The following is a 1657-nucleotide window of genomic DNA, read 5'->3' on the forward strand; positions in this document are numbered from 1 at the left end:
CCGCGACTACGCGTTCGTCACCGTCTACAACGGTGTCTTCTACAACGGTGAGAAGCAGGTCACCGTCGGCACGTTCAACTCCTTCGTTGGTCCGAAGTGGGTCGAGAAGAAGCCGATCAGCGAGTCCGAGTACAACCAGGGCGTCTCCAAGTACGGCGTCGACGGTCCGTACAAGACCGCCGCCGCTGACCCCAAGGTCGAGACGGTCAACCCGCCGAAGGCTTCCTTCACCGAGGCTGAGGCCAAGGCCTACGCCAAGGGCGAGGGTGCGGACAAGACCGTCAAGCTGGTTCCGATCGAGGTCACCGCCTCGCAGTACAACGCCGCTCCCGCGGGCACCTCCGCGCTGAAGAACGGCGAGCGCTGCCCCAGCTGGTGCGGTGTCAAGAGCGGCGAGAAGACCGCGATCAGCCAGGAGACCTACAAGGAGCTGCTGGCCAAGAAGGCCAACGGTGGCTTCCTTGGCGAGCTCAGCGCCGAGAAGGACAAGAACGGCGTCGAGATCGCGTGGTACGAGGCCCACTACTACGTCAAGGGCTGGGTCAAGACCACCACCGCTCAGCTGTACTGGGTTGAGAACTACTTCGTCGAGCTGTCCAAGGACGCCGGTCGCCTCGGTGACAACGTCGGTGGCCAGGGCTTCGCGTGGAACCAGAAGACCGGCCAGGCCGTCTTCATCTTCGGCTACCCCGAGGGCCCGCACCCCGACGGTGACAAGCCCTTCACCGGCATCACGCCGAAGTGGGTGTACGGCAAGACCTCCGGCAAGGTGTACGTCTCGGCCGCGCAGAAGATCGAGGAGCACATCGGTGTCAAGGGTGCTCTCACCCCCGGCGCCGACGGTGGCCCCTGGGTCCTGAAGTACAACAACAACAAGCGTCTTGGCTACGTCAACGGCGTCACCAGCCAGTTCGGCGACCAGGACGGCAACGGCCGCTACGACCTGATCACCTCGGCCTACTTCGACGGCGAGACCGCCGACATCTACAAGAAGGCCGCGAACGTCTGGTCCGGCAGGATCGTTGGCCCGAACGGCGAGCTCTACAAGTAAGCCGTTAGGGACCTGACGGTCTCCGAGTCAGGGGGTCCAAACCCCTGACTCACCCAGCTTCACCACAGAGGGGCCCGGTGTGCGCACACCGGGCCCCTTTGGCATGCCCGGAAGTCCTCGCCTCGACGGGCGGTCCACAGACACGACTCCAGCCCCCGAGCCAGGGGCCGACGACTCACAGCCTCCGAATCAAGGCTTGTTAGACGTGGATCACCCGAATTCGGTGCCATCAGATTGATGTGATCTACATCACATCAGGCATCGTAACCCAAAGTATTGGGACGAACACACCACTTCAGGCACACCAGCAACTCGGTTAGTTGATCTGCAAAAACGCCGTAGATCATTCGCAATCACCAGGGAGACGACACGGCCCCATAAAGGTAACAGAATGATATCGGGAGGTTTGGGCACTTCGCGGCTTCGCCGAGCGGCTTCCGCTCTTCAAGATCAGCACTGTATGTTCCTGGCTATCCCTTTACTGACGCATGGGACGCAAGATGCGTTCCACATCAGACCAAGGAGTTCCCTTGAAGCGCATCCTCCTCCCGGCCGGCGGCGCCGTTCTCGCCTCCGGTCTGCTGGCCGCTGGTCTGGCTGGCACCG

The 1657-nt window shown here is 62.3% G+C and carries 1 pseudogene; it reads left to right on the forward strand.

The window, feature by feature from the left end:
• Positions 1–1051 (forward strand): annotated as a pseudogene (locus tag ACFOYY_RS41355) (hypothetical protein); the annotation flags it as partial.
• Positions 1052–1657: the final 606 nt, after the last annotated feature.

The sequence above is a fragment of the Streptosporangium jomthongense genome (assembly GCF_042650425.1).
Classification (GTDB): Bacteria; Actinomycetota; Actinomycetes; order Streptosporangiales; family Streptosporangiaceae; genus Streptosporangium.